Annotated in this window: 18 protein-coding genes, 1 tRNA gene and 3 rRNA genes; 13 read left to right on the plus strand and 9 right to left on the minus strand. The window is 50.5% G+C overall.

The genetic code is table 11. The features are described from left to right. Positions 1-248 precede the first annotated feature (248 nt). The 8 genes from AC0IWZ_RS00005 to aceK all read left to right on the plus strand — a co-directional run bounded on the left by AC0IWZ_RS00005 (position 249) and on the right by aceK (position 11,620). Positions 249-1,788 (plus strand): 16S ribosomal RNA (locus AC0IWZ_RS00005). 90 nt (positions 1,789-1,878) lie between these two features. Beyond that, a tRNA-Glu gene (locus AC0IWZ_RS00010) sits at positions 1,879-1,954 on the plus strand. A 218-nt stretch (positions 1,955-2,172) separates the two neighbouring features. Continuing rightward, positions 2,173-5,081 (plus strand): 23S ribosomal RNA (locus AC0IWZ_RS00015). A 113-nt stretch (positions 5,082-5,194) separates the two neighbouring features. Further along, a 5S ribosomal RNA gene (gene rrf / locus AC0IWZ_RS00020) occupies positions 5,195-5,310 on the plus strand. Together the 16S, 23S and 5S rRNA genes with 1 tRNA gene alongside form the textbook arrangement of a ribosomal RNA operon. A 279-nt stretch (positions 5,311-5,589) precedes the next feature. Further along, positions 5,590-6,519 carry a homoserine O-acetyltransferase MetA gene (gene metA / locus AC0IWZ_RS00025; protein WP_034492341.1) on the plus strand — a complete coding sequence of 310 codons (930 nt, stop codon included), beginning with the start codon at positions 5,590-5,592 and terminating at the stop codon, positions 6,517-6,519. A 259-nt stretch (positions 6,520-6,778) separates the two neighbouring features. Further along, entirely contained in the window at positions 6,779-8,377 is a 1,599-nt protein-coding gene (aceB, locus tag AC0IWZ_RS00030) for a malate synthase A (protein ID WP_471678446.1), read from the plus strand. A 34-nt stretch (positions 8,378-8,411) separates the two neighbouring features. Next, positions 8,412-9,719 (plus strand): isocitrate lyase, encoded by a 1,308-nt coding sequence (aceA, locus tag AC0IWZ_RS00035; RefSeq protein ID WP_034492345.1) that lies wholly within the window; start codon positions 8,412-8,414, stop codon positions 9,717-9,719. 158 nt (positions 9,720-9,877) lie between these two features. Beyond that, positions 9,878-11,620, plus strand: a complete 1,743-nt coding sequence (gene aceK / locus AC0IWZ_RS00040) for a bifunctional isocitrate dehydrogenase kinase/phosphatase (RefSeq protein WP_471678445.1) — start codon at positions 9,878-9,880, stop codon at positions 11,618-11,620. Here the strand turns inward: aceK and iclR are convergent. The 3 genes from iclR to AC0IWZ_RS00055 form a co-directional block, all read right to left on the minus strand. Then, a complete protein-coding gene (gene iclR, locus AC0IWZ_RS00045) occupies positions 11,617-12,450 on the minus strand; it encodes a glyoxylate bypass operon transcriptional repressor IclR (protein WP_471678444.1) in 834 nt (277 codons plus the stop codon). The genes aceK and iclR overlap by 4 nt on opposite strands. 110 nt (positions 12,451-12,560) lie before the next feature. Next, the gene (locus tag AC0IWZ_RS00050; protein WP_471678443.1) at positions 12,561-12,974 is read right to left on the minus strand and encodes a hypothetical protein; all 414 of its coding nucleotides are present in this window, start codon (positions 12,972-12,974) and stop codon (positions 12,561-12,563) included. Positions 12,975-13,037: 63 nt separating this feature from the next. Next, the gene (locus tag AC0IWZ_RS00055; RefSeq protein WP_471678442.1) at positions 13,038-13,685 is read right to left on the minus strand and encodes a hypothetical protein; all 648 of its coding nucleotides are present in this window, start codon (positions 13,683-13,685) and stop codon (positions 13,038-13,040) included. A 335-nt stretch (positions 13,686-14,020) separates the two neighbouring features. Between AC0IWZ_RS00055 and metH the strand changes: the two genes are divergently transcribed. From metH to AC0IWZ_RS00070, 3 genes are all read left to right on the plus strand, one after another. After that, entirely contained in the window at positions 14,021-17,704 is a 3,684-nt protein-coding gene (gene metH, locus AC0IWZ_RS00060) for a methionine synthase (protein WP_471678441.1), read from the plus strand. A gap of 216 nt (positions 17,705-17,920) precedes the next feature. Next, on the plus strand, positions 17,921-19,549 hold the full coding sequence (locus AC0IWZ_RS00065) for a Na/Pi cotransporter family protein (protein ID WP_034492358.1): 1,629 nt from the start codon (positions 17,921-17,923) through the stop codon (positions 19,547-19,549). 61 nt (positions 19,550-19,610) lie between these two features. Further along, positions 19,611-20,018 (plus strand): hypothetical protein, encoded by a 408-nt coding sequence (locus tag AC0IWZ_RS00070; protein ID WP_172895859.1) that lies wholly within the window; start codon positions 19,611-19,613, stop codon positions 20,016-20,018. Positions 20,019-20,061: 43 nt separating this feature from the next. On the opposite strand, the gene AC0IWZ_RS00075 is transcribed toward AC0IWZ_RS00070, so the two are convergent. Continuing rightward, positions 20,062-20,355 carry an addiction module antidote protein gene (locus AC0IWZ_RS00075; RefSeq protein ID WP_034492363.1) on the minus strand — a complete coding sequence of 98 codons (294 nt, stop codon included), beginning with the start codon at positions 20,353-20,355 and terminating at the stop codon, positions 20,062-20,064. Then, positions 20,342-20,656 carry a type II toxin-antitoxin system RelE/ParE family toxin gene (locus AC0IWZ_RS00080; protein ID WP_471679105.1) on the minus strand — a complete coding sequence of 105 codons (315 nt, stop codon included), beginning with the start codon at positions 20,654-20,656 and terminating at the stop codon, positions 20,342-20,344. The genes AC0IWZ_RS00075 and AC0IWZ_RS00080 overlap by 14 nt, the downstream gene beginning before the upstream one ends. Before the next feature lie 219 nt (positions 20,657-20,875). On the opposite strand from AC0IWZ_RS00080, the gene rluF reads away from it, so the two are divergent. Then, on the plus strand, positions 20,876-21,754 hold the full coding sequence (gene rluF, locus AC0IWZ_RS00085; protein WP_471678440.1) for a 23S rRNA pseudouridine(2604) synthase RluF: 879 nt from the start codon (positions 20,876-20,878) through the stop codon (positions 21,752-21,754). A 1-nt stretch (position 21,755) separates the two neighbouring features. Here the strand turns inward: rluF and AC0IWZ_RS00090 are convergent, their stop codons facing one another. Next, a complete protein-coding gene (locus AC0IWZ_RS00090; RefSeq protein ID WP_034492372.1) occupies positions 21,756-22,028 on the minus strand; it encodes a YjbD family protein in 273 nt (90 codons plus the stop codon). A 207-nt stretch (positions 22,029-22,235) separates the two neighbouring features. Here AC0IWZ_RS00090 and psiE point away from each other — a divergent pair, with 207 nt between their 5' ends. Then, positions 22,236-22,643: a phosphate-starvation-inducible protein PsiE gene (psiE, locus tag AC0IWZ_RS00095; protein WP_034492374.1), complete on the plus strand. Its 408-nt coding sequence runs from the start codon at positions 22,236-22,238 to the stop codon at positions 22,641-22,643. Between the two features lie 92 nt (positions 22,644-22,735). Here the strand turns inward: psiE and malG are convergent, their stop codons facing one another. The 3 genes from malG to malE form a co-directional block, all read right to left on the minus strand. After that, entirely contained in the window at positions 22,736-23,626 is an 891-nt protein-coding gene (gene malG / locus AC0IWZ_RS00100; RefSeq protein WP_471678439.1) for a maltose ABC transporter permease MalG, read from the minus strand. A 12-nt stretch (positions 23,627-23,638) separates the two neighbouring features. Then, positions 23,639-25,183 (minus strand): maltose ABC transporter permease MalF, encoded by a 1,545-nt coding sequence (gene malF / locus AC0IWZ_RS00105; protein ID WP_471678438.1) that lies wholly within the window; start codon positions 25,181-25,183, stop codon positions 23,639-23,641. Between the two features lie 102 nt (positions 25,184-25,285). After that, on the minus strand, positions 25,286-26,476 hold the full coding sequence (gene malE / locus AC0IWZ_RS00110; RefSeq protein ID WP_034492387.1) for a maltose/maltodextrin ABC transporter substrate-binding protein MalE: 1,191 nt from the start codon (positions 26,474-26,476) through the stop codon (positions 25,286-25,288). Between the last annotated feature and the right edge of the window lie 248 nt (positions 26,477-26,724).

Genomic DNA, 26,724 nt, shown 5'->3' on the forward strand with positions numbered 1-26,724 from the left:
TGACTCTGAAAGAGGAAAGCGTAATATACGCCACCTCGAGTTAGCAAGCGAAAGCGCGTAACTCACTGCTCTTTAACAATTTATCAGACAATCTGTGTGGGCACTCGCAGGATTGATATCTCAGATACCTTCGGGTATCAAAAAAATATCAAGTCTTGAAGAGTGACCAAGCAGTAATTCATTTAGTTGAATTATTACGAAAGTTAATTTTTGAGCACCGCTTCACGAGTTGAAGCAAATCAAGCTTTTAATTGAAGAGTTTGATCATGGCTCAGATTGAACGCTGGCGGCAGGCCTAACACATGCAAGTCGAGCGGTAGCACAGGGAGCTTGCTCCTGGGTGACGAGCGGCGGACGGGTGAGTAATGTCTGGGAAACTGCCTGATGGAGGGGGATAACTACTGGAAACGGTAGCTAATACCGCATAACGTCTTCGGACCAAAGAGGGGGACCTTCGGGCCTCTTGCCATCAGATGTGCCCAGATGGGATTAGCTAGTAGGTGAGGTAATGGCTCACCTAGGCGACGATCCCTAGCTGGTCTGAGAGGATGACCAGCCACACTGGAACTGAGACACGGTCCAGACTCCTACGGGAGGCAGCAGTGGGGAATATTGCACAATGGGCGCAAGCCTGATGCAGCCATGCCGCGTGTATGAAGAAGGCCTTCGGGTTGTAAAGTACTTTCAGCGAGGAGGAAGGCATTGTGGTTAATAACCGCAGTGATTGACGTTACTCGCAGAAGAAGCACCGGCTAACTCCGTGCCAGCAGCCGCGGTAATACGGAGGGTGCAAGCGTTAATCGGAATTACTGGGCGTAAAGCGCACGCAGGCGGTCTGTCAAGTCGGATGTGAAATCCCCGGGCTCAACCTGGGAACTGCATTCGAAACTGGCAGGCTAGAGTCTTGTAGAGGGGGGTAGAATTCCAGGTGTAGCGGTGAAATGCGTAGAGATCTGGAGGAATACCGGTGGCGAAGGCGGCCCCCTGGACAAAGACTGACGCTCAGGTGCGAAAGCGTGGGGAGCAAACAGGATTAGATACCCTGGTAGTCCACGCCGTAAACGATGTCGACTTGGAGGTTGTTCCCTTGAGGAGTGGCTTCCGGAGCTAACGCGTTAAGTCGACCGCCTGGGGAGTACGGCCGCAAGGTTAAAACTCAAATGAATTGACGGGGGCCCGCACAAGCGGTGGAGCATGTGGTTTAATTCGATGCAACGCGAAGAACCTTACCTACTCTTGACATCCACGGAATTCGGCAGAGATGCCTTAGTGCCTTCGGGAACCGTGAGACAGGTGCTGCATGGCTGTCGTCAGCTCGTGTTGTGAAATGTTGGGTTAAGTCCCGCAACGAGCGCAACCCTTATCCTTTGTTGCCAGCGGTTCGGCCGGGAACTCAAAGGAGACTGCCAGTGATAAACTGGAGGAAGGTGGGGATGACGTCAAGTCATCATGGCCCTTACGAGTAGGGCTACACACGTGCTACAATGGCGCATACAAAGAGAAGCGACCTCGCGAGAGCAAGCGGACCTCATAAAGTGCGTCGTAGTCCGGATCGGAGTCTGCAACTCGACTCCGTGAAGTCGGAATCGCTAGTAATCGTAGATCAGAATGCTACGGTGAATACGTTCCCGGGCCTTGTACACACCGCCCGTCACACCATGGGAGTGGGTTGCAAAAGAAGTAGGTAGCTTAACCTTCGGGAGGGCGCTTACCACTTTGTGATTCATGACTGGGGTGAAGTCGTAACAAGGTAACCGTAGGGGAACCTGCGGTTGGATCACCTCCTTACCTGAAAGATACGAACTTGCGTAGTGCTCACACAGATTGTCTGATAGAAGTAAATGAGCAAAAAGCGATATCCTGCAAAGGATCATTCGTGTCCCCATCGTCTAGAGGCCCAGGACACTGCCCTTTCACGGCTGTAACAGGGGTTCGAATCCCCTTGGGGACGCCATCTTCGATAATGATGTGAAAGACATTATCAATAAATATCTCAAAACTGACTTTCGAGTCACGTTTGAGATATTGCTCTTTAAAAATCCGGAACAAGCTGAAAATTGAAACGACATGTCGTCTCATTCCTCCGTAATAAGGAATGGGAATACGATATGTTCGAGTCTCTCAAATTTTCACAACATCGATTGTGTCTCACGAGACATCTTCGGGTTGTGAGGTTAAGCGACTAAGCGTACACGGTGGATGCCCTGGCAGTCAGAGGCGATGAAGGACGTGCTAATCTGCGATAAGCGTCGGTAAGGTGATATGAACCGTTATAACCGACGATTTCCGAATGGGGAAACCCAGTGCAATTCGTTGCACTATCGTTAAGTGAATACATAGCTTAACGAAGCGAACCGGGGGAACTGAAACATCTAAGTACCCCGAGGAAAAGAAATCAACCGAGATTCCCCCAGTAGCGGCGAGCGAACGGGGAGCAGCCCAGAGTCTGAATCAGTTTGTGTATTAGTGGAAGCGTCTGGAAAGTCGCAGGGTACAGGGTGATACTCCCGTACACAAAAATGCACATGCTGTGAACTCGAAGAGTAGGGCGGGACACGTGGTATCCTGTCTGAATATGGGGGGACCATCCTCCAAGGCTAAATACTCCTGACTGACCGATAGTGAACCAGTACCGTGAGGGAAAGGCGAAAAGAACCCCGGCGAGGGGAGTGAAACAGAACCTGAAACCGTGTACGTACAAGCAGTGGGAGCCTCTTTTATGGGGTGACTGCGTACCTTTTGTATAATGGGTCAGCGACTTATATTCTGTAGCAAGGTTAACCGTATAGGGGAGCCGCAGGGAAACCGAGTCTTAACTGGGCGTTAAGTTGCAGGGTATAGACCCGAAACCCGGTGATCTAGCCATGGGCAGGTTGAAGGTTGGGTAACACTAACTGGAGGACCGAACCGACTAATGTTGAAAAATTAGCGGATGACTTGTGGCTGGGGGTGAAAGGCCAATCAAACCGGGAGATAGCTGGTTCTCCCCGAAAGCTATTTAGGTAGCGCCTCGTGAACTCATCTTCGGGGGTAGAGCACTGTTTCGGCTAGGGGGCCATCCCGGCTTACCAACCCGATGCAAACTACGAATACCGAAGAATGTTATCACGGGAGACACACGGCGGGTGCTAACGTCCGTCGTGAAGAGGGAAACAACCCAGACCGCCAGCTAAGGTCCCAAAGTCATGGTTAAGTGGGAAACGATGTGGGAAGGCACAGACAGCCAGGATGTTGGCTTAGAAGCAGCCATCATTTAAAGAAAGCGTAATAGCTCACTGGTCGAGTCGGCCTGCGCGGAAGATGTAACGGGGCTAAACCATGCACCGAAGCTGCGGCAGCGACGCTTATGCGTTGTTGGGTAGGGGAGCGTTCTGTAAGCCGTTGAAGCTGGACTGTGAGGTCTGGTGGAGGTATCAGAAGTGCGAATGCTGACATAAGTAACGATAAAGCGGGTGAAAAACCCGCTCGCCGGAAGACCAAGGGTTCCTGTCCAACGTTAATCGGGGCAGGGTGAGTCGACCCCTAAGGCGAGGCCGAAAGGCGTAGTCGATGGGAAACAGGTTAATATTCCTGTACTCGGTGTTACTGCGAAGGGGGGACGGAGAGGGCTATGTTAGCCGGGCGACGGTTGTCCCGGTTTAAGCATGTAGGCGGAGAGTTTAGGTAAATCCGGACTCTTATCTAACGCTGAGGTGTGATGACGAGGCACTACGGTGCTGAAGTAACAAATGCCGCACTTCCAGGAAAAGCCTCTAAGCATCAGGTAACAACGAATCGTACCCCAAACCGACACAGGTGGTCAGGTAGAGAATACCAAGGCGCTTGAGAGAACTCGGGTGAAGGAACTAGGCAAAATGGTGCCGTAACTTCGGGAGAAGGCACGCTGTCGGTAGGTGAAGTCCCTCGCGGATGGAGCTGAAGGCAGTCGAAGATACCAGCTGGCTGCAACTGTTTATTAAAAACACAGCACTGTGCAAACACGAAAGTGGACGTATACGGTGTGACGCCTGCCCGGTGCCGGAAGGTTAATTGATGGGGTTAAGCGCAAGCTGAAGCTCTTGATCGAAGCCCCGGTAAACGGCGGCCGTAACTATAACGGTCCTAAGGTAGCGAAATTCCTTGTCGGGTAAGTTCCGACCTGCACGAATGGCGTAATGATGGCCAGGCTGTCTCCACCCGAGACTCAGTGAAATTGAAATCGCTGTGAAGATGCAGTGTACCCGCGGCAAGACGGAAAGACCCCGTGAACCTTTACTATAGCTTGACACTGAACATTGAGCCTTGATGTGTAGGATAGGTGGGAGGCTTTGAAGTGTGGACGCCAGTCTGCATGGAGCCAACCTTGAAATACCACCCTTTAATGTTTGATGTTCTAACGTAGACCCGTGATCCGGGTTGCGGACAGTGTCTGGTGGGTAGTTTGACTGGGGCGGTCTCCTCCTAAAGCGTAACGGAGGAGCACGAAGGTTAGCTAATCACGGTCGGACATCGTGAGGTTAGTGCAAAGGCATAAGCTAGCTTGACTGCGAGAGTGACGGCTCGAGCAGGTGCGAAAGCAGGTCTTAGTGATCCGGTGGTTCTGAATGGAAGGGCCATCGCTCAACGGATAAAAGGTACTCCGGGGATAACAGGCTGATACCGCCCAAGAGTTCATATCGACGGCGGTGTTTGGCACCTCGATGTCGGCTCATCACATCCTGGGGCTGAAGTAGGTCCCAAGGGTATGGCTGTTCGCCATTTAAAGTGGTACGCGAGCTGGGTTTAGAACGTCGTGAGACAGTTCGGTCCCTATCTGCCGTGGGCGCTGGAGAATTGAGGGGGGCTGCTCCTAGTACGAGAGGACCGGAGTGGACGCATCACTGGTGTTCGGGTTGTCATGCCAATGGCATTGCCCGGTAGCTAAATGCGGAAAAGATAAGCGCTGAAAGCATCTAAGCGCGAAACTTGCCCCGAGATGAGTTCTCCCTGACCCTTTAAGGGTCCTGAAGGAACGTTGAAGACTACGACGTTGATAGGCTGGGTGTGTAAGCGTAGCGATACGTTGAGCTAACCAGTACTAATGATCCGTGAGGCTTAACCTTACAACACCGAAGGTGTTTTGGTTGAGAGACTAAGATATTTAATTTTCAGCTTGAACCGAGATTTTAAGTCAATGGTTGTGTGAACAGCATAACGGTTGATGAAACAGAATATGCCTGGCGGCAGTAGCGCGGTGGTCCCACCTGACCCCATGCCGAACTCAGAAGTGAAACGCCGTAGCGCCGATGGTAGTGTGGGGTCTCCCCATGCGAGAGTAGGGAACTGCCAGGCTCCAAATAAGTGTAAAGCCCTGTACTGACGTACAGGGCTTTTTGCTGTCTGCGATTTATGCGATCACCCTTCATAATCCCCTCTCTGCAAGTCAACTTCAGCCTTATAATTCACTGCAAAACAAGCTATTACCCAGTCTATTCCACTGCCCGTAAAATCTGTGCTTAAATGAAACATTTTCAACTATCTTATGAATACTCGACATTTGACAGGCGGCGAGTTATCTTCAGCTATCTGGATGTCTAAACGTTTATACGTATGCTGTGAGGATAAAAGGTTATGCCAATTCGGGTACTGGATGAGTTACCAGCCGTCAATTTCCTGCGTGATGAGAATGTTTTTGTCATGACAACATCGCGCGCAAGCAATCAGGAAATCCGTCCGCTAAAAGTGCTCATACTTAATCTGATGCCGAAAAAGATTGAGACGGAGAACCAGTTTTTACGTCTGCTTTCTAACTCTCCTCTACAGGTTGATGTCCAGCTGTTGCGCATTGATTCTCGTGAATCCCGTAATACACCGACTGAACACCTCAACAACTTCTACTGTAATTTCGAAGATATACAGGATGAAAATTTTGATGGCTTGATCGTGACCGGCGCGCCATTGGGTCTGGTGGAATTTAATGATGTGGCTTATTGGCCGCAAATAGAACAGGTCATTCACTGGGCAAAAGATCACGTTACCTCAACGCTATTTGTGTGTTGGGCTGTGCAGGCAGCGCTAAATATCCTCTACGGGATTCCGAAGCAAACGCGTAAAGATAAGCTCTCTGGCGTATATGAACACAATCTCACTTATCCACACGCCCTGTTAACACGCGGCTTTGATGACTCCTTCCTGGCACCACATTCACGTTATGCAGATTTCCCGGCATCTTTGATTCGAGACTATACCGATCTCGAAGTTCTGGCTGAGTCAGAAGAAGGGGATGCTTACCTTTTTGGTAGCAAAGATAAACGCATTGCTTTTGTCACGGGCCATCCGGAATATGATGCACACACGCTGTCAGGCGAATATTTCCGTGACGTCGAAGCAGGCCTAAATCCTGATGTGCCGTACAATTACTTCCCGAATAACGATCCGCAGAGAAAGCCGCATGCTACCTGGCGTAGCCATGGGAATTTACTGTTCACAAACTGGCTAAATTACTACGTTTACCAGATCACGCCATTCGATCTGCGCCATATGAACCCAACGCTCGATTAAGCGTTTCAGCATCCCATCAGCACTGAGATCAAGGCACCTTCGGGTGCCTTTTTTGTTTTCTAAAAACACATTCCCCAAATGAATAAATTTTAATCTCATATATATCAATGTGATAAACGATTTTCATTTCAAAAATGGAAATAGTTTTTGATTTTAGAAAATCATGAAGTAGTCTTAAACCTGTTGAGTGAAAACACCGCACTGGACGTACCAGATAAAATCGGTTTTAGCGACGGGATGAGATGAGGGGATAAATCCAATGACACAACAGACAGTTAGCGAAGAGTTGGCCTTTAGCCAGCCGTTTGGTGAACAAGAGCGGCAGGTTCTGACGCCCGATGCAGTAGAGTTTCTCAGTGAACTCGTCACCCGGTTTACCCCACAACGTAATAAGCTGCTGGCGGCACGCACCGTTCAGCAGGCAGAAATCGACGGCGGTAAACTTCCAGGTTTTATTTCGGAAACAAGTTCCATTCGAGAATCTGAATGGACTATTCGTGGAGTGCCGAACGATTTACTGGATCGACGGGTCGAGATCACAGGGCCGGTCGAACGCAAGATGGTGATTAACGCGCTGAATGCTAACGTCAAAGTGTTTATGGCTGACTTTGAAGATTCGCTCGCACCCAGTTGGAGCAAAGTTATCGATGGGCAAATCAACCTGCGCGATGCCATCAACGGCACCATTAGCTGGACCAACGAAGCCGGCAAAATATACCAGTTGAAGCCAGACCCAGCGGTGTTGGTTTGTCGCGTCCGTGGTCTTCACTTGCCGGAAAAACACGTGACCTGGCGTAATGAGCCGATCCCTGGCAGCCTGTTTGATTTTGCGCTCTACTTCTTCCACAACGTGGATGATTTGCTGGCAAAAGGAAGCGGCCCCTATTTCTACCTGCCTAAAACCCAATCCTGGCAAGAAGCAGCCTGGTGGAGTGAAGTATTCAGTTTTACCGAAGATCATTTCTCCCTTCCGCGCGGCACCATCAAAGCGACGCTGTTGATTGAAACGCTGCCTGCGGTATTCCAGATGGATGAGATCCTGCACGCACTGCGCGATCACATCGTTGGGCTGAACTGTGGTCGCTGGGACTATATTTTCAGCTACATCAAAACGTTAAAAAACCATCCGGATCGCGTTCTGCCAGATCGTCAGTCAGTCACCATGGACAAGCCTTTCCTGAACGCTTATTCACGCCTGCTGATCAAAACGTGTCATCGCCGTGGGGCTTTTGCCATGGGCGGCATGGCGGCATTCATTCCGAGTAAAGAAAGTGCCCGCAACGAATGGGTGCTCAATAAAGTTAAAACAGACAAGCAAATGGAAGCGACCAACGGCCACGATGGCACCTGGATTGCGCATCCAGGGCTTGCTGACACGGTAGTGGAAGTTTTTGATAAAGCGCTGGGTGACAATAAAAACCAGCTACATGTTTTACGTGAGGAAGATGCACCGATTACTGCGGCACAACTGCTGGAGCCTTGCCCAGGTGAGCGCACAGAAGCAGGCATGCGTGCCAATATCCGCGTTGCTGTGCAATACATCGAAGCATGGATTTCGGGCAATGGTTGCGTGCCGATTTACGGCTTGATGGAAGATGCCGCGACGGCAGAAATTTCCCGTACCTCTATCTGGCAGTGGATTCACCATCAAAAAACGTTGAGTAACGGCGAAACGGTCACTAAGGCGCTGTTCCGCAAGATGCTGGCCGAAGAAATGTTCGTTATTCAGGAAGAACTCGGCGACAAGCGTTTCAGTCAGGGACGCTTTGATGAAGCGGCTCGCCTGATGGAGCAAATCACCACTTCCGAGACGTTAATCGACTTCCTGACGCTGCCGGGCTACCGCCTGCTTGCTTAAACCCTACGACATAAAAAAATATGGAGCATCTGCTATGAAAACCTCACGCAACCAACAAATTCAACAATTACAAGAAGACTGGACGCAAGCTCGCTGGGACGGTATCAAGCGCCCATACAGCGCGGAAGAGGTCGTGAAATTGCGTGGTTCTGTGAACCCGGAATGTACGCTAGCGCAAAATGGCGCGGCCAGAATGTGGCGCTTGCTGCATGGTGAATCGAAAAAGGGTTACATCAACAGCCTTGGCGCGTTAACTGGCGGGCAAGCGTTGCAACAAGCGAAAGCGGGTATTGAAGCCATTTATCTGTCTGGCTGGCAGGTGGCGGCAGATGCCAACCTCGCATCCAGCATGTACCCGGATCAATCGTTATATCCGGCAAATTCCGTACCGGCGGTGGTCGATCGGATCAACAACACATTCCGTCGCGCCGATCAGATCCAATGGGCATCCAACATTGAGGAAGGTGATCCGCGCTATGTCGATTACTACCTGCCGATCGTAGCTGATGCGGAAGCCGGTTTTGGTGGCGTACTGAACGCATTTGAGCTGATGAAATCGATGATTCAGGCCGGTGCAGCAGCGGTACACTTTGAAGACCAACTGGCATCCGTGAAGAAATGCGGACACATGGGCGGCAAGGTGCTGGTGCCGACTCAGGAAGCCATTCAGAAACTTGTCGCTGCCCGCCTGGCTGCGGACGTGATGGGTGTTCCAACACTGGTCATTGCCCGAACCGATGCCGATGCTGCGGATTTAATCACCTCGGATTGCGACGAATACGACCGCGAATTTGTAACGGGCGAGCGCACGCAAGAAGGTTTCTACCGTACTCGTGCTGGCATTGAGCAGGCTATCAGCCGTGGCCTGGCTTACGCGCCATATGCCGATTTGGTGTGGTGCGAAACGTCCAAACCTGACCTTGAACAGGCGCGTCGCTTTGCTGATGCCATCCATGCTCGCTTCCCAGGAAAACTGCTGGCCTACAACTGCTCGCCATCGTTTAACTGGAAGAAAAACCTCGACGACAAAACCATTGCTTCGTTCCAGGAAGAGTTATCAGCAATGGGCTACAAATATCAATTCATTACGCTCGCTGGCATTCACAGCATGTGGTTCAACATGTTCGATCTGGCGCACGCTTACGCGCAGGGTGAAGGGATGCGCCATTACGTGGAAAAAGTGCAGCAGCCAGAATTTGCCGCAGCACCTGAAGGCTACACCTTCGTTTCCCATCAACAGGAAGTGGGCACCGGTTACTTCGACCGTGTGACGACGATTATTCAGGGTGGTGCTTCTTCAGTGACTGCATTAACGGGTTCAACGGAAGAAGAGCAGTTCTAAAACAACCCTCATCCCAACCTTCTCCCTGAGGGAGAAGGAGAAAAATACGATCAATCCTTTCTTCCTCAGTTCACAGGGAGAAGGAGAAAAACTCGATCAGTCCCCTCTCCCTCAGGGAGAGGGCCAGGGTGAGGGGGAAATTCGCGACGGAGAAACCTATGACGCGACGGCTGGAATTGTTAATCGCCCACACCATCCTGCAAGGTTTTGACGCGCAGTATGGCCGCTTTCTTGAAGTCACCTCCGGAGCGCAGCAGCGCTTCGAACAAGCCGACTGGCATGCGGTACAGCGGGCGATGAAAAGCCGTATCCATCTCTACGATCACCACGTCGGTCTGGTGGTCGAACAATTGCGCTGCATTACCGACGGCCAGCATACGGACGACGAATTTTTATTGCGTGTCAAAGCGCAGTACACCCAGTTATTGCCCGATTACCCTCGCTTTGAAATTGCCGAAAGCTTTTTCAATTCAGTTTATTGTCGGCTCTTCGATCACCGCTCGTTATCTCCCGAGCGGCTTTTTATTTTCAGCTCTCAGGATGAAACGCGCTTTCGCGCCATTCCTCGCCCGCTGTCAAAAACCTTTACCCCAGCTTTAGGCTGGCAGCCGCTTTTGCGCTCAGTACTGCGGGATTTGCCTTTGCGCCTGCCGTGGCAAGATCTAGCCCGAGACGCCGGTTACATCATTGCGCATCTGACTGAAACCTTTGGTAATGAAGCTTTGCAGCAAGCATCTCTCGAAATTGCCAACGAATTATTTTATCGGAATAAAGCCGCCTGGCTGGTTGGGAAGCTGGTTCTTCCGACGGGCAAGGTGCCTTTTTTGTTGCCGATACATCGCACCGATGACGGACATTTAGTGGTAGATACCTGCTTAACCAGCAGCGCTGAAGCCAGCATAGTTTTTGGTTTTGCCCGCTCATATTTCATGGTTTACGCCCCGCAACCTGCGGCATTAGTCGAATGGTTACGTGAACTCTTGCCCGGAAAAACCACAGCTGAGCTGTACATGGCGATTGGTTGTCAAAAACACGGTAAAACAGAAAGTTATCGTGAATATCTGACGTATATCTCAGCCACTGATGAGCAGTTTATTGAAGCGCCGGGTATTCGCGGCATGGTGATGCTGGTATTTACACTTCCTGGTTTTGACCGGGTTTTCAAGGTGATTAAAGATAAGTTTGCCCCGCAAAAAGAAGTCACTGCCGAGCGCGTTCGCGAATGCTATCAACTGGTGAAGGAACACGATCGTGTCGGGCGTATGGCTGATACTCAGGAGTTTGAAAATTTTGTGCTGTCTAAACATCAAATAAGCCAGCCGCTGCTCGAGCTGCTAAAGCAGGAAGTACCTGAAAAACTCACCGATCTTGGTGACAGTATTGCCATTAGCCATCTGTATATTGAACGCAGGATGGTGCCGCTGAATCTGTGGCTGGAACAGGTGGAAGGCCAGCAATTACGCGATGCCGTTGAAGAATATGGCAACGCTATCCGCCAGCTTGCGGCGGCGAATATTTTCCCCGGCGACATGCTATTTAAAAACTTTGGCGTCACCCGTCACGGGCGCGTGGTGTTCTACGATTACGATGAAATTTGCTATATGACCGAAGTGAATTTCCGTAACGTTCCTCCGCCGCGTTACCCGGAGGACGAACTCTCAGCCGAACCGTGGTACAGCGTGGCGCAAGGCGATGTTTTCCCGGAGGAGTTTCGCCACTATTTATGCGCCGACCCGCGTATTCGCCTGATATTCGATGAAATGCACGGCGACTTATTCCGTGCTGATTACTGGCGCGCGTTGCAGGAGAGAATCCGCAACGGGCATGTGGAGGATGTTTTTGCCTACCGCAAACGGCAGCGTTTTTGCTCTCGTTTTGGCGATTTAAAGCAGGCGGGTTAGCGCCCGCCGCCGTAAGCCTGAGTAATCTCTTTCGCCGCTTTGATCACTAACGCGCCCAACTCAGTAACGCGGTCATCTGTCACGCGTGAAATTGGGCCGGAAATCGAAATCGCGGCGAACGCTTCATGGTGCTCGTCATAAATACACGCCGCCACACAACGCAGCCCCAGCGCATGTTCTTCATCATCAAACGAGTAACCGCGCTTGCGAGTCTGCGCCAAATCTTCTTTCAGATGTAGCGGAGAAGTGAGCGTTGCAGGCGTGTAACTGTGCAGCCCTTTGCGATGCAGTAAAGTCGCGACCTGATCGTCACTCAGATTTGCCAGAAACACCTTCCCGGCACCTGAAGCGTGCATCGGTAGCTTGCCGCCAATCGGCGCTGACATACGCATCAGCTGCGCGCATTGTACCTGGTCAATGATAATCGCCTGGTGATCGCTATGGTCGAGCACCGCAAGATTCACGGTTTCACCGGAATCTTCCATTAGTTTGCACAGGATAGGGTGAACAATGGCGAGCAGGTTGCGGCTTTGCAGGAAGCTACTGCCGACGACAAACGCATGTGCGCCAATTGTCCAGTGGCCGAGATCGCCAATCTGGCGAACAAAGCCGAGTTGCTGCATGGTAGTGAGCAGTCGGTGGGTGGTGGAGTTAGGTAAACCAGCTTGTTGTGCCAGCTCGGTGAGCGCAACGCTACCATGCGATTCGGCAATCCATTCAAGCAGTTTCAGGCCACGCGTAAGTGACTGAACTTGCCCGGTTGGCTGAGGTGCAGCCACTGTGGCAGCGCGTGGTTTTTTTCCACGTTTGGCGGGAACGGCAGCAACCATAACTGACTCCTGTTTTCGTATCGTGGAAATCATTTTCGTTTTATTTGGCGATAATGCAACCAGCATCAGACTCATCGGAGCAGTCAGGGAGTGAATTCAATAATGGTGATTTAAAATTGAATAAGCCAATTCAACCCAATTAGCAGTTCATCAATATTTAACTCACCTAAAGTGGTCTCACCCTCAATAAATGTGCTGGATCGTATTTCGGTATAAAATTTGTATTTGAGATAATAAGTGCTGCCGTTTTTATGTTTATGGAATAATAATGTAATCATTCCTTCGTTAGGGCTGAATTTTATTTCTGAGTGACTTGTGTTGTTTTTTAATGCTAATAACGACTGTTTCAATTCATTAAGTTCAGATGAATAACATCCCCAGTTAGCTTGATACGTGAGGCCTTTGGATTTAAATTCGACATACATATTCAGCCATTCATGATAAAAATTTGGTTCCGGAGTGTTGATTACTTTTTCTATCGGAGTTATTTCTAGTTCAATATCACTATTAATTATTTTTAACATGTAAACCTCAAGATTTGTAGGCGAAATGAGTAATTGTCCATGTTATTTCATCAACAATGACTTCTAAAGTATAGTCTTTTTTTCAAATGATTCAGTATTCTTATTATACCTGGAACGGAGAATCTTTATTTCATAGCGTTTAAGTATTCGCCCAGAATTCCCTTTTAAATCTGGCAATCTTTTACCATAACGTATTGCCTTTTCAAGAATGTAAACAGGAACATATCTGCCCGATTCGCTCATGTGAAGAGCTGGATTAGGTGTGAATTTTAACACTTTTGCAGATAAGCCGGCCTTTAGCCGTCCACGAAGCATGCCGATAATCTGCTCGGTAAATGCTGATGAGAATTTAACGGCGATCCCACGTTTTGTTAATGCTTCAAAAGTGTGAAACCCCAGGCGGATACCTTTATATAATAGTGCGCCTAATATTAAAATATCTGTGGGGTCAATGAGTGGTGATTCTAAAGGTAACTCATGGTAGGTAACAAGTTTCCCTTCTGCGTCAAAAATATCATAAAGACCGCCTCCGTGCTTACGTGCGTAACCAAGACAAATGCCACTCTCATTATCAATAATAGGTGCTGAAAATGGAGGTAGTGGAGTATCAGGTTCGGTCCAAAAGTACTCACCAGGCAATAAAGGTGAAGTGAAGGTATATTCCTTTGCATTGGATAAGGAAACAAAGAGTTCATCAGTAGAGTAAGTCATCTTTTTCCACTTTCGATATAAAAGAAAAGATGTTATTCCCTTCGCTTGAAGACAAGTTGATTTCAATCACGAAAAAGATGTTGATAATGTCAGAAATAAAAGAGAGTAACCATATAAATAATTTGTATAGTTCAGTGCTATTGAAAGGATATAAATATAATTCGAGGGGTTATTAACTGCTGAAGCACTCCATTTTACCCTTCTAGTCACCCTGAAAAACTCTCAAGCAGACCTCGAAGGCACCTGTGATAGGATGAAACTACCTCCGCCAACAAAGACGATGTGTGGATGAGGTGCACACAATGCTGGTATGTAGCGCGCAATAGGAGCCTGAGTTGAGCAATAAATTAGAAAAACTGCATCAGCAGTTGCAACAACGCATTTTGGTACTGGATGGTGGCATGGGAACCATGATTCAGAGCTACCGTCTTGATGAGAGCGATTTCCGGGGTGAGCGCTTTGCTGACTGGCCGTGTGACCTGAAAGGGAACAACGACTTGCTGGTGCTGAGCAAACCGGAAACGATTGCCGCCATTCACTACGCCTACTTTGAAGCCGGTGCCGACATTGTCGAAACCAACACCTTCAACTCAACGACCATCGCGATGGCGGATTACCAAATGGAATCCCTGTCGGCAGAAATAAACTACGAAGCGGCGAAGTTAGCCCGCGCCTGCGCCGATGAATGGACCGCACGCACACCAGAAAAACCACGCTACGTGGCAGGTGTATTAGGCCCAACCAACCGTACCGCCTCCATTTCTCCAGACGTTAACGATCCCGCATTCCGTAACGTGACCTTTGATCAACTGGTGGAAGCGTATCGCGAATCCACTCGTGCGCTGGTGGAAGGTGGCTCTGACCTGATAATGATTGAAACGGTGTTCGATACCCTGAACGCCAAAGCGGCGATTTTTGCCGTGAAAACTGAATTTGAAGCGCTGGGCGTTGATCTCCCGATCATGATTTCCGGCACCATTACCGATGCCTCTGGCCGTACGCTATCCGGGCAAACGACCGAGGCGTTCTATAACTCATTGCGCCACGCGGACGCGCTGACTTTCGGCCTGAACTGCGCACTGGGGCCAGATGAATTGCGCCAGTACGTGGCAGAACTTTCGCGCATTGCCGAATGTTACGTTACCGCGCACCCGAACGCCGGGCTGCCGAATGCTTTCGGTGAATACGATTTGGATGCCAGAGAAATGGCAAAACAAATTGGCGAATGGGCGCAGGCCGGGTTCCTTAATATCATCGGTGGTTGCTGTGGCACCACGCCGGAACATATCGCCGCGATGAGCAAAGCCGTTGAAGGTGTTGCGCCGCGTAAACTGCCTGACCTGCCAGTCGCCTGTCGTTTAGCAGGGCTTGAACCGCTAAACATCACCGCAGAAAGCCTGTTTGTTAACGTCGGTGAACGTACTAACGTCACGGGTTCTGCCAAATTTAAGCGGCTGATCAAAGAAGATAAATATAACGAAGCGTTGGAAGTGGCTCTCCAGCAGGTAGAAAGCGGCGCGCAAATCATCGACATCAACATGGATGAAGGGATGCTCGACGCCGAAGCGGCGATGGTGCGTTTCCTCAACCTGATTGCCGGTGAGCCAGACATCGCCCGCGTGCCAATCATGATTGACTCCTCGAAATGGGATGTCATCGAAAAAGGCCTGAAATGCATTCAGGGCAAAGGCATCGTGAACTCGATTTCCATGAAAGAGGGGATCGAGCCGTTTATCCACCACGCAAAACTGGTGCGCCGCTACGGTGCCGCGATGGTGGTAATGGCGTTTGACGAAGTCGGTCAGGCCGACACCCGCGAGCGCAAAATCGAAATTTGCCGTCGCGCCTACAAAATTCTGACCGAAGAAGTTGGCTTCCCCCCGGAAGACATTATTTTTGACCCGAATATTTTTGCCGTCGCGACGGGTATTGAAGAACACAACAACTACGCCCAGGACTTTATCGGCGCCTGTGAAGACATCAAACGTGAACTGCCACATGCGATGATTTCCGGCGGTGTATCGAACGTGTCGTTCTCTTTCCGTGGTAACGACCCGGTACGCGAAGCGATTCACGCTGTGTTCCTCTATTACGCCATTCGCAATGGTATGGACATGGGGATTGTGAACGCCGGACAACTGGCGATTTACGACGATCTCTCTGAAGAACTGCGTAATGCCGTTGAAGACGTGATTCTGAACCGTCGTGATGACAGCACCGAACGCTTGTTGGATTTGGCTGAAAAATATCGCGGCAGTAAAAGTGACGATGGCGCGAACGCTCAACAAGCCGAATGGCGCAGTTGGGATGTGAAAAAGCGTCTTGAATACTCGCTGGTTAAAGGCATCACCGAGTTTATTGAACTCGATACAGAAGAAGCCCGTCAGCAGGCTGAACGCCCGATTCAGGTTATTGAAGGCCCGCTGATGGATGGTATGAACGTGGTCGGCGACTTGTTCGGCGAAGGGAAAATGTTCCTGCCGCAGGTAGTGAAATCAGCCCGCGTAATGAAACAAGCCGTGGCGTACCTCGAACCGTACATTGAAGCCAGCAAAGAAAAAGGCTCCACCAACGGTAAAATCGTGCTGGCGACGGTGAAAGGCGATGTTCACGACATCGGTAAAAACATCGTCGGCGTAGTGCTGCAATGTAATAACTACGAAATCATCGACCTTGGCGTGATGGTGCCAACCGAGAAGATCCTGAAAACCGCCCGTGAAGTGGGGGCCGATATTATCGGTCTGTCTGGCCTGATTACGCCGTCGCTGGACGAAATGGTTAACGTTGCCAAAGAGATGGAGCGCCAGGGCTTTACGCTGCCGCTGCTGATTGGCGGGGCGACGACTTCTAAAGCGCATACGGCGGTGAAAATCGAGCAGAACTACAGCGGCCCAACGGTTTACGTGCAAAATGCCTCGCGTACCGTCGGTGTGGTTTCAGCGCTACTTTCTCCGACTCAGCACGACGATTTTGTAGAACGCACGCGCAAAGAATACGTCACGGTGCGTACTCAGCATGCGCGTAAAAAACCACGCACGCCGCCAGTGTCACTTGCCGCCGCGCGTGAAAACGATCTGGCCTTCGACTGGACAAGCTACACGCCTCCGGTTCCCCATCGCCCTGGTGTACAGGAAGTGACTGCCAGCATCGAAACGCTGCGTAATTACATCGACTGGACGCCATTCTTCATGACCTGGTCGCTGGCCGGGAAATATCCGCGCATCCTGGAAGATGAAGTGGTCGGCGAAGAAGCGCAGCGTTTGTTCAAAGACGCGAACGACATGCTCGACAAACTTCATGCAGAAAAATTGCTGACGCCGCGTGGCGTTGTCGGGTTGTTCCCGGCAAACCGTGTGGACGACGACATCGAAATTTATCGCGATGATTCCCGTACTCAGGTGAAAACTGTCGCGCACCATCTGCGCCAGCAAACCGAGAAAGTCGGTTTCGCCAACTACTGCCTTGCCGATTTCGTCGCGCCAAAACACAGTGGCAAAGCGGATTACATCGGTGCCTTTGCCGTCACCGGCGGCATGGAAGAAGACACGTTAGCGGAAGGCTATGAAGCACAGCATGATGATTACAACAAAATCATGGTGAAAGCGCTGTCTGACCGCCTGGCGGAAGCCTTTGCCGAGTATCTGCATGAACGCGTGCGTAAAGTTTATTGGGGCTATGCGCCAACGGAAAACCTCAGCAACGAAGAGCTTATCCGCGAAAACTACCAGGGGATTCGCCCGGCGCCAGGTTATCCAGCCTGCCCGGAACACACTGAGAAAGCGACCATCTGGGAGCTGCTCGACGTAGAAAATGTCGTGGGCATGAAACTCACTGAATCCTACGCCATGTGGCCCGGCGCATCCGTTTCCGGCTGGTATTTCAGCCACCCTGACAGCAAATATTACGCCGTGGCGCAGATTCAACGCGACCAGGTGGAAGACTACGCGCGTCGCAAAGGGATGTCAGTCACTGATGTTGAACGTTGGTTAGCACCAAACCTGGGCTACGACGCGGACTAACATTCACACGCCCTCATCCCAACCTTCTCCCCCAGGAGAAGGAGCACACCGTTTATGCCCCCTCCCTCGTGGAGAGGAGCTTCCCGCTTTATGCCCTCTCCCTCAGGGAGAGGGCCAGGGTGAGGGTGGTTTACATCCCGAAACGTTTAATTCTCGTCAGGCGTTATATACTGGAAAGAGAAGGAATTTCTCGTCTTATCATTTCCAGGAGAAAGTGTGCTGACATTACTGCATCTACTTTCTGCGGTGGCGCTATTGGTATGGGGTACGCACATTGTGCGTACCGGAATCATGCGCGTTTACGGTGCAAATCTCCGTAGCGTACTCAGCCGCAGTGTTGAAAAAAAACCGTTCGCCTTTTGTGCCGGGATTGGTGTTACCGCGCTGGTGCAAAGCAGCAACGCCACCACCATGTTGGTCACCTCTTTTGTGGCACAGGATCTGGTGGCGCTTACCCCTGCGCTGGTGATTGTGCTGGGGGCCGATGTCGGTACTGCGCTGATGGCGCGAATCCTGACCTTTGATCTCTCGTGGCTCTCGCCGCTACTCATCTTCATCGGCGTTATATTCTTCCTCAGTCGCAAACAAACTCGCGCCGGGCAACTTGGCCGTGTAGGCATTGGCCTTGGGCTGATTTTACTGGCGCTGGAGCTGATTGTTGCCGCTGTGACGCCGATAACCCAGGCCTCCGGTGTGCAGGTTATTTTCGCCTCGCTGACGGGCGATATCATGCTTGATGCGCTGATTGGCGCGATGTTCGCCATCATCAGTTATTCCAGCCTTGCCGCTGTGTTGTTGACCGCCACGCTGACATCCGCCGGTATTATCTCGTTTGATGTCGCACTGTGCCTGGTGATTGGTGCCAACCTTGGTTCTGGCTTGTTGGCGATGATCAATAACAGTACCGCCAATGCGGCTGCTCGTCGTGTTGCGCTCGGAAGTTTGTTATTCAAGCTGGTGGGCGGCGTGATTGTGCTGCCGTTTATTCATATTCTTGCAGACGCGATGCAAAAACTCTCGCAACCGGAATCTGAACTGGTTATCTATTTCCACGTGTTCTACAACCTGATTCGCTGCCTGGCGATGGTGCCATTTGCGGGTGCGATGGCGCGTTTTTGCCGGAGTGTAATCAGCGAAGTACCAGAAGTTGATGCGCGGATGAAGCCAAAACATCTTGATGTCACCGCTCTGGATACACCAGCGCTCGGGCTTTCCAACGCAGCACGTGAAACCCTGCGGATGGGCGATGTTCTTGAGCAAATGCTGGAAACCTGGAGCAAAGTGATGCACGGGGAGCCGCGCCAGGAGAAGGAACTGCGTAAGCTCGCCGATGATGTCGATGTGCTCTATACCGCAATCAAACTGTATATGGCGCAAATGCAAAAAGAGGAACTGGCGGAAGTCGAATCCCGTCGCTGGGCTGAAATTATTGAAATGTCGCTCAACCTTGAGCAGGCAGCGGATATTCTGGAACGTATGGGGAGCGAAGTGGCGGATAAATCGCTGGCCACTCGTCGGGCATTCTCGCCAGACGGCCTGAAAGAGCTGGATATTCTGCTCCAGCAATTAACCAGCAACCTGAAACTCAGCCTGTCGGTATTTTTCTCCGCAGACGTGAACAGCGCTCGCCGTTTGCGCCGTAATAAACATCGCTTCCGCATTCTGAATCGCCGCTTCTCACATGCGCACGTGGATCGCCTGCATCAGCAAAACGTGCAAAGTATCGAAACCAGCTCGCTGCACCTCGGTTTGCTCGGAGATATGAAGCGCCTGAACTCACTATTTTGTGCCGTTGCTTACAGTGTTCTTGAGCAACCTGATGATGACGAAAGAGATGAATACTAATTATTCTGACGTGGCTATCTGTTTATAATCTGGACGTTAATTTTTATAAAAAAGGAATTTAATGATGAAGCTAAAACAGATACTTGCCAGTGTGCTTTGCGTTGCAGCGCTAGCAGGGTGTGCAGCACTCGAACGAACCGAGCCAGTGCGCACGCCGCAGACCATTATCACTCAGCACGTAACCGCAGAGCAGGTTAAAAACGCGATTATCAATGCCGGGCAAGGGCGAGACTGGATCATGTCCGTGGCAGGCCCAGGAGTCATTAATGCGACGCAAAATATCCGCAAGCACAGCGTGACAGTTCGCATTAACTACAGCGAAAGAAACTACTCAATTAACTATGTCAGCAGTGTGAATTTGTTGGCATCCGATGGCGAAATACACCGTTCTTATAATCACTGGGTGAATAATCTGGATAAAGATATTCAGAAGAAATTAGCAGTGATGGCGGCGACGCCTGCCAAATAACCCCCTTTGCGGGCAATGAGCTTCGAGTTTGTTGCCTTTTTTGTCAGGAGCGTGGGGACTTAATCGTCAATTCAATCCCCAGCGCTTTCATCACTGCCAGAGTGCTTTTGAGCGTAGGGTTTCCCTCTTCACTGAATGAACGATACAACTGCTCGCGAGACAAGCCCGTCTCAGTAGCAACGGATGTCATCCCTTTTGCCCGCGCCACAACGCCCAGTGCCTGGGCTATGAATGCTGCATCGCCTGTTTCTAGTGCGTCGGCCATGAAAAAGGCAATTTCTTCGTCATCTACTAAGGCTGCTGCGGGATCATAATCCGTTACTTTAATCTTCTTCATCCTCGCCCTCTATCATGGCTCTGGCTAGCATTTGTGCCAGCCGTATGTCTCGTGATTGTGTACTTTTATTGCCACCGCATAGCAGCAGAATAATAACTTCATCACGTTGCTTGAAATATATGCGATAGCCTGGACCATAATGAATTCTTAATTCGCTTAGGCCGCCACCAACAGGTCGTACATCTCCGGGCAAACCATCTTTCAAACGCAATAGGCGAGTGCCAATGATCGTTTTTATTCTTCGATCTTTAAGACTCGCTTCCCACAAGCGAAACGCATCCGTTTGTTTCAGGGTTTTTATCGTCATTGTAGTTTATAAAATACGTAATGAATAGTGGCCAGGAACCCGAACCTATTCGTTTACGCAGGCGCGTTACAACTGAGTCGTTATCAATCTGGAAAGCACGCCGCAACTTACATTTCCGTTATGCGAGATATGCCGGGATAATCAGACAATCTGCGCTCTGCCTGTTCGCATCGCCCCTCAGGTAAGGTATATTCCGGGTTTTACGGAGGAACCATGCTGCCTAACTCATCTATACGTCTGAACAAATACATTAGCGAGAGCGGCATTTGCTCGCGCCGTGACGCCGACCGTTACATCGAACAGGGAAATGTTTTTATTAACGGTAAACGCGCCGCGATTGGCGATCAGGTATTTGCCGGAGATGTGGTGAAGGTTAATGGCCAGCTCATTGAACCCCGTGATGAAGACGATTTGGTGCTGATTGCGCTGAACAAGCCTGTGGGCATCGTGAGTACAACCGAAGACGGTGAGAAAGATAACATTGTCGATTTCGTTAACCACAGCAAACGCGTTTTCCCGATTGGGCGTCTGGATAAAGATTCTCAAGGGCTGATTTTCCTCACCAATCATGGCGATCTGGTGAATAAAATCCTGCGGGCCGGGAACGACCACGAAAAAGAATATGTTGTTACTGTCAACAAACCGGTCACTGACGATTTCATTCGCGGCATGGGGGCGGGCGTTCCGATGCTGGGAACCGTCACCAAGAAATGCAAAGTGAAGAAAGAAGCTCCATTTGTGTTCCGCATTACGTTAGTGCAGGGGCTGAACCGCCAGATTCGCCGGATGTGCGAACACTTTGGTTATGACGTGACGAAGCTTGAGCGTACCCGCATCATGAATGTCAGCATGAAAGGGCTGCCGTTGGGTGAATGGCGTGATTTAACCGACGATGAATTGATTGAGTTATTTAAGCTGATTGAAAACTCTTCTTCCGAAGCGAAGCCAGCCGCTAAGGCAAAAGCAAAACCTAAGGCAGTTGCTGTTAAAAAGCCTGCCGTGAGTGGGCCGAAGAGCAGCGCTAAAACCCCGGCGGAGCTTGCTTCACGTAAACGCTTCGCTCAGCCAGGACGCAAGAAAAAGGGACGCTAAGTTAGCGTTTCCCACGAGAGTGGCTGTTTGCAGACCAGGAATAGGTTGCAGACGTATCCGGTTTTAACGCTTTCTGTTTTTTAATCTGGCGGACTTTTTTGGCCGCCAATTCACGTTCTGCTATCAGTTGGTCGATATAAGTTTTTTTAACGTGGTTAATTTCTGAGTTTGTCAGAGGGCGGCCATGGGCGATGCGGGAGCGATCAAGGCGTGTTTTTAATTCGCGTTGCTCGGCTTCGGTCATATCTTGTTGTGTCAGTCTTGATGTGGACATTGTTGCGGCCTCTTAAGAAGTGGCGACCAGTGTAAAGCAAACTGCCCGCAACCTCAGTAAAAATCAGCATCCTCTCAATTATTACTTATCAAATCCTGCCATAGATTGTTGCCTTGGGCACTTTGCGTATATAAGTAAAAAATCTAGATCCAGATCACACTTTCAACGTATAACAACTCCTCGGTATCCTAACCCTCGAGGTGTTTTATGACATCTATCGCCCGCGTCGAGTTAATCGCTACCGTTATGCAAACGGTCCTTAATCTGGCTCTACTCACTCTTGGCCTGATTCTCATCATCTTTCTTGGCAAAGAAACGCTGCACCTGGCTAATGTGCTCTTCGCACCCAGCGAGCAGGCCAGCAAATATCTGTTTATCGAAGGGCTGGTGGTTTACTTCCTGTATTTCGAATTTATTGCGCTGATTGTTAAGTATTTTCAGTCGGGTTATCACTTCCCGCTGCGCTACTTTATCTACATCGGTATTACCGCCATTGTGCGGCTGATCATCATTGACCATAAGCAACCGTTGGATGTGCTGATTTATTCCGGGGCGATTTTGTTGCTGGTGATTACGCTGTGGTTGTGTAATAGCAGCCGCTTAAAACGAGAGTAAAAAAGGCGGCCCGCAGGCCGCCGAAGAAAATACAAAGTCAAATGAGGGGTACAGTGGCTTTACATCAGGTAGAGCAAGAACAACAGGAAATCTTAACCTTTCACCCCGCCAGCCGTCAGGCCGCTCACCAGCCAGCGTTGCGCCAGTAAGAACACGACAGTAATCGGAATGGCTGAAAGCATAGCGGCTGCGGCAAAGTCGCCCCACAAATAGTTCTGTGGATTGAGGTATTGCTGCATACCGACCGCCAGGGTGTAACTGTTCACATCGCGCAGCAGCAACGATGCGACCGGGACTTCGGTAATCGCGGCAATGAATGACAGAATAAATACTACCGCCAGAATCGGTACGGAAAGTGGCAGTAACACCAGGCGGAAGGCCTGCCATGGGGTTGCACCGTCCAGCGCTGCCGCTTCTTCCAGCGAGTTATCAATCGTTTCGAAATAGCCTTTAATCGTCCACACATGCAGCGCGATACCGCCAAGATAGGCGAAGATCACCCCACCGTGAGTGTTCAGGCCGATAAACGGAATGTACTGGCCGAGGCGGTCAAACAAGGCATACAACGCCACCAGTGACAGCACCGCCGGGAACATCTGGAAAATCAGCATCCCTTTCAGCAGCGTCGCTTTGCCAGGGAAACGCATACGGGCAAAAGCGTATGCACACGTCGTTGAAAGCGTCACGATACCCAGCGCGGTAATCGCCGCGATTTTGATCGAGTTCCACAACCACAACAGCACCGGGAACGGCGGTGGCGTTACGCTACCATCGGCATGTTGCACGCTGAAACCAAGCGCTAATTTCCAGTGCTCCCAAGAAATTTGATCCGGGATCAGGCTGCCGGTAGCGAAGTTACCCGGACGCAGTGAAATCGCAATAACCATCAGCAGCGGGAACATGATCGCGGCGATAAACAGTAGTAATAAAAGGTGCGTGGTAAATAAACGCAGCTTTTGAGATTTGGGTTGAACCATAGCCATGTTTGTTGCTCCTTAATCAAACTTCATGCGGGTGGCTTTCAGGTTAACAATCGCTAATGCGCCGACCAGGATGAAGATAAGCGTTGCGATAGCCGCAGCTAAACCAAAGTCTTGACCGCCGCCGCCTTCAAAGGCGATGCGGTAGGTGTAGCTCACCAGCAAGTCCGTGTAACCCGCAGGCGTGGTGGTACCAAGTCTATCCGGGCCGCCGTTGGTTAACAGTTGAATCAGCACGAAGTTGTTAAAGTTAAAGGCAAAACTGGCAATCATCAGCGGCGTCAGGGGCTTAATCAGCAGCGGCAGCGTAATCTTAAAGAAGTTCTGGAATGGGCCTGCACCGTCCATTGCTGAAGCTTCGTAAAGGTCATCTGGAATTGCTTTCAACAAGCCCATGCACAGAATCATCATGTATGGATAACCGAGCCAGGTATTCACGATAATAATCATTGAACGCGCGGTGGTCGGGTCGCTAAACCAGGCGGGTTTGATACCAAACAGCGAACTCAACATCATGTTGATTTCACCAAAGCTTTGGTTGAACAAACCTTTGAAAATCAGGATGGAAATAAACGATGGTACCGCGTAGGGCAGAATCAACATCACGCGATAAATCGCTTTACCCTTCAGGGATTCCCACTGTACGACGCAGGCCAGAATCATGCCGACGGCTACGGTCAGAATCACCGTCAGGATGGAGAAGATCACCGTCCAGACGAAAATCGCCATAAATGGTTTCTGGATGCCTTCATCGTGGAATACACGCAGGAAGTTCTTCCAGCCGATAGTCACGGTGTAGCCTGGGCTTAACTGTTCGTTGCCCCAGTTGCCATCGGCGTTAACAGACTGGTAGAAACCAATTTCGTTATTCGGACGGTACTTCACGCCGCTTTGGTTGTTTGTCATCTCCCCGTTATCAGCCACAGTATACAAAGGGCGAGTGCCGGAGAACTGACGCAGGGAACTCATGGTCAGCGTGCTTTCATCAGGCATTTCAGCCGTGATTTGGGTCAGTGCCGCACGGTTTTGCGTAATCACGCGCAGATTGGCTTTTTCACCTTCTGGCAGCGCATCCGCTTCTTTCAATTTCAGGTGCTGTTCGCCACCAAATTTAAAGGCATCGGAGATGAAATTCTTGCCGGATTCACCATCGGTGAGGGCCAGTTGCCACTCGTCACCCGCCGGGTACAGGCCGAAGTTAAAGGTTTTTCCCGCCTGATACTGGCGGTCCATCAGCACTTCTTGTGCACGTTCCTGCGTCAGCTGGTTGGTGCTGCTGTAGTTAGTGAAGGCGATGGCGATGGTACAGACCAGCGGGAACAGGACGAACAGCCCCATGCCGGCAAGACCGGGGTAAACATAACGCCAGGCATAAGCCTTGCGGTTAGCGTAAATATATAAGCCAAGTGAGCTTAAAATCAGCGTCATAATGGCAAACAGGTACTCCCCCTGGGCGTACATTAATACGACAAGATAACCAACCAGCAATCCTAACAGGCCGATGACTGACCACTTCAGCACATCGCTTTGCCACCAGTGGCTCTTTTTAATTACATCCATGGGGTGTTCCTCAACAGCTTTTCAAAGCGGTGGATGACACTACGTTTATCCACCCTACGGGGTTACGTAGGGCGGATAAGCAGCGCGCCATCCGCCATTTTTTTACTTAGTAATACGTCCCTGAGCGTCTTTCATCGCTTCGTCAACAGTCTGGCGACCGCTAACGGCGTTGATAACAGCGGTACGAACGGCATACCAGAACGCAGACATTTGCGGCACGTTAGGCATGATTTCGCCTTTCTGGGCGTTATCCATGGTGGCGGCGATACGTGGGTCTTTCGCCAGTTGATCCTGGTAAGATTTCAGTGCAACGGCACCCAATGGCTTGTCTTTATTGACTTCAGCCAGACCCTGATCGGTCAGCAGGTAGTTTTCCAGGAACTCTTTCGCCAGCTCTTTGTTCGGGCTGGCGGCGTTGATACCTGCACTCAGCACGCCAACGAACGGTTTAGATGCTTTGCCTTTGAACGTTGGCAGCAGCGTCACGCCGTAATTGATTTTGCTCTTATCAATGTTCGACCAGGCCCACGGGCCGTTGATTGTCATCGCCGTTTCGCCTTTGTTAAAGGCCGCTTCTGCGATGGAGTAATCGGTATCCGCATTCATTTCTTTGTTTTTAATCATGTTGACCAGGAAGCTCAGGCCCGCTTTCGCGCCCGCGCTGTCCACGCCCACATCTTTCACGTCATATTTGCCGTTTTCGAGTTTGAAGGCATAACCGCCGTCAGCGGCAATCAGCGGCCAGGTGAAGTACGGTTCTTGCAGGTTGAACATCAACGCACTCTTACCTTTCGCTTTCAGCTGCTTATCCAGCGCCGGGATTTCTTCCCAGGTTTTCGGTGGATTAGGTACGAGGTCTTTGTTGTAAATCAGAGACAGTGCTTCAACCGCAACTGGGTAAGCGATGATTTTGCCGTTGTAACGAACGGCGTCCCAGGTAAACGGATACAGCTTGTCCTGGAAAGCTTTGTCTGGAGAGATCTCGGCCAGCAGGCCAGATTGTGCGTAACCACCGAAACGGTCGTGCGCCCAGAAGATGATATCCGGGCCATCGCCTGTCGCCGCAACTTGTGGGAATTTCTCTTCCAGTTTGTCCGGGTGTTCGATGGTGACTTTAATACCGGTATCTTTTTCAAACTTCTTACCGACCTCGGCCAGGCCGTTATAGCCTTTGTCACCGTTAATCCAGATGACCAATTTGCCTTCTTCTATTTTTGCCAGTGCAGAGGCGGAAAACATCATCGTTGTCAGGGCAGACAGAGCGAGGATGCGGGCGCCAGTTTTAATTTTCATATGTCCCTCGAATTTTTGGATTTGTAGGCAGAGCGAATTGACGTTGCCAGTTTGCGCAGATGGCAAGTGCTTCTCATCCTCCTTAGCCCTACGCCCCCACCCTGGTATCTGTGATCTGCATTCCATAACTGACAGTTATGCGTGCTGGAGCACACAAAACCACCCAGAAATTTGAAACCACGATCACGAAAAACTGTCGCCCCCGCTGCAACCGGTTGCAGACCAGCCCCTCTCATCCTCCCGCCTCC

It is taken from the genome of Buttiauxella sp. AC142, assembly GCF_979253435.1.

Coding starts and splice junctions, on each gene's coding strand:
- AC0IWZ_RS00090 (WP_034492372.1), bottom strand. CDS start 22,028: ATGTCCACATCAAGACTGACACAACAAGATATGACCGAAGCCGAGCAA.
- aceK (WP_471678445.1), top strand. CDS start 9,878: ATGACGCGACGGCTGGAATTGTTAATCGCCCACACCATCCTGCAAGGT.
- metA (WP_034492341.1), top strand. CDS start 5,590: ATGCCAATTCGGGTACTGGATGAGTTACCAGCCGTCAATTTCCTGCGT.
- AC0IWZ_RS00075 (WP_034492363.1), bottom strand. CDS start 20,355: ATGAAGAAGATTAAAGTAACGGATTATGATCCCGCAGCAGCCTTAGTA.
- psiE (WP_034492374.1), top strand. CDS start 22,236: ATGACATCTATCGCCCGCGTCGAGTTAATCGCTACCGTTATGCAAACG.
- malF (WP_471678438.1), bottom strand. CDS start 25,183: ATGGATGTAATTAAAAAGAGCCACTGGTGGCAAAGCGATGTGCTGAAG.
- aceA (WP_034492345.1), top strand. CDS start 8,412: ATGAAAACCTCACGCAACCAACAAATTCAACAATTACAAGAAGACTGG.
- malE (WP_034492387.1), bottom strand. CDS start 26,476: ATGAAAATTAAAACTGGCGCCCGCATCCTCGCTCTGTCTGCCCTGACA.
- aceB (WP_471678446.1), top strand. CDS start 6,779: ATGACACAACAGACAGTTAGCGAAGAGTTGGCCTTTAGCCAGCCGTTT.
- iclR (WP_471678444.1), bottom strand. CDS start 12,450: ATGGTTGCTGCCGTTCCCGCCAAACGTGGAAAAAAACCACGCGCTGCC.
- AC0IWZ_RS00055 (WP_471678442.1), bottom strand. CDS start 13,685: ATGACTTACTCTACTGATGAACTCTTTGTTTCCTTATCCAATGCAAAG.
- malG (WP_471678439.1), bottom strand. CDS start 23,626: ATGGCTATGGTTCAACCCAAATCTCAAAAGCTGCGTTTATTTACCACG.
- AC0IWZ_RS00070 (WP_172895859.1), top strand. CDS start 19,611: ATGATGAAGCTAAAACAGATACTTGCCAGTGTGCTTTGCGTTGCAGCG.
- AC0IWZ_RS00050 (WP_471678443.1), bottom strand. CDS start 12,974: ATGTTAAAAATAATTAATAGTGATATTGAACTAGAAATAACTCCGATA.
- rluF (WP_471678440.1), top strand. CDS start 20,876: ATGCTGCCTAACTCATCTATACGTCTGAACAAATACATTAGCGAGAGC.